Here is a 1,830-nt window from a genome sequence, read left to right on the forward strand (position 1 = left end):
TGAATCACGGCGGTTCTTTCGGCTTACGGCGGACGTGGTAGTTGGCGCTTCACATCCTGCCGCCGAAAGAACCGCCCCTCAGCTCACCACCTCTGCCACCACGTCACCAACGTCATGCCCCACAACAGCTAGCGTCAGGTATCGGTACTCGCAGAAACTACCGGGGCCGTATACCGTGGCGAGCTGCTTGTAGTAGAAGATCGCGGGCACTGAGAACTGAGCAGGGTTGAGTTCGAGCCCGGCGGCGCGGAGAGCGTCATTTCGAGGTGCCGGTCCGCTCCATGCTGACGCTGTCTGGCTGGGCTCCTAACCTTCTGATCCGTAGTTCTGGAGATCGGGCGGGGCGGGGTGCGCGGAGCACCGCGCCCCAGGTCTTTCGAACATGGGGGAGCCGAAACCTTCTGTCGCACTTCTAAATAGATGAAGGGTCCGACGAATCGGAAGTTCGCCCGACAACGGTGTGCCGTCGTCAGCGCGGCCCCAGATCACCAGGGATCTCGGCCCGGTTGCCGGGTCGGCGGCCGTCCGTAGCCACACCGGCCGCTTGCCCTTCATCCACGCAGCCACGAAGTCGAATACGTCGTCGGGATCGACCCCTGTTCGCGCAGCACCTGGGCGAATGCCCAGTACCACTCGATACCACAGCGTCAGTCAGACTACTCTAAAGACTACGCGTCTGGGAGTGGGCGGACCTCCCGGGTCCTCTCCAGCACCGGGTGCACAGAGACGGTCGCCCGTAACCCCGGAGTCGAGGCATTCTGCTGAGAAGTGCCCACCTTGGTGGGATCGAACCATGTCGAGGGTGAGCTGCCGTGCACCCTTAGTGGCCTTTCGGCGCGGTCCGGCGTCGATGAGTCTAGACAGCGTCATCACGACAGCGGGACCGCCCGCCACGCCATCCGAAGGAGCACGAACATGACCATCAACCAGCGCTCGTCTCGCCGCAGCCACCAGTTCGCACGCGCCCTGGCGATTGCCGCGGCACCCGCCCTGCTGGGCGTGGGTCTGGTGACGGCCGGAGTCGCCCACGCCGGTCAGGACCCCAACCTGCCGACCTGCCGCTGGCCCAACTTGGTGTGCGGCCCGCAGACCAATCTGACACCCGGCGGGCAAACCAACCTCACCCCTGGCGGCGGCCAGACCAACCTCACCCCGCACCGGCCCTACTCCCGAATGATCGACTGACCGCTCCGCTCATGATCACCATGCCTGCGCGCGGCCACGCCAGCCCCGGCGGGGCCGAAGCACGCAACCCCGCGCCGTGCCCGAAACCAACAACCCAGACCTACTCGATCGACCGCCTGTGCAGTCGCCGGTGCGGTAAGACGCGACCCTACCGCTGCACATGACACGCGAGGAGGAAACCATGACAAGTTCACCAATGGTGCAGATCTGTACCAGAGCCAAGCCAAATCACCGCCCGATGAAGGTGTAGGCGAACGGTGACCTGCACGATGCCGGTTCCGGCAGGAGAGATTGCCGTGCTCTGAGTCGCGGAGTCGACCGTCAACGAAGCCGCCGACGTCCACCGAAATCGACTGCGGTGGTTTCCGATCAGATCGGTTCCGTTGAGAACGACCTTCGTGCCGCCCGCTACCGCATATGACCTGGATCAGAATGGCCTCGGGCAGCCTGTGGCCCACTGCATTGCTCCATGGTTCATCGAACTTGCCCGCCAACCCGGTCCCGGCGAGCATCGGCACCTAGGTGTACTGACCTGAGAGGTTGGGGACGCGGCTGGCTGGTGGGTGTCCGCCGAGTGCGGTGTGGCCGCGGTGGTGATTGTAGGCGTGAAGCCAGTCGGTGAACGCGGCGCGGCGTTCGGTTTCG

General features: G+C 64.6%; 1 protein-coding gene and 1 pseudogene. One reads left to right on the forward strand and one right to left on the reverse strand.

Annotated elements, in window-relative coordinates:
- The first annotated feature begins 915 nt into the window (after positions 1–915).
- Entirely contained in the window at positions 916–1,185 is a 270-nt protein-coding gene (locus M8859_RS36610; RefSeq protein WP_249645674.1) for a hypothetical protein, read from the forward strand.
- Positions 1,186–1,703: 518 nt separating this feature from the next.
- Here the strand turns inward: M8859_RS36610 and M8859_RS36615 are convergent.
- Positions 1,704–1,830 (reverse strand): annotated as a pseudogene (locus M8859_RS36615) (integrase core domain-containing protein); the annotation flags it as partial.

The sequence above is a fragment of the Nocardia sputi genome, assembly GCF_023501985.1.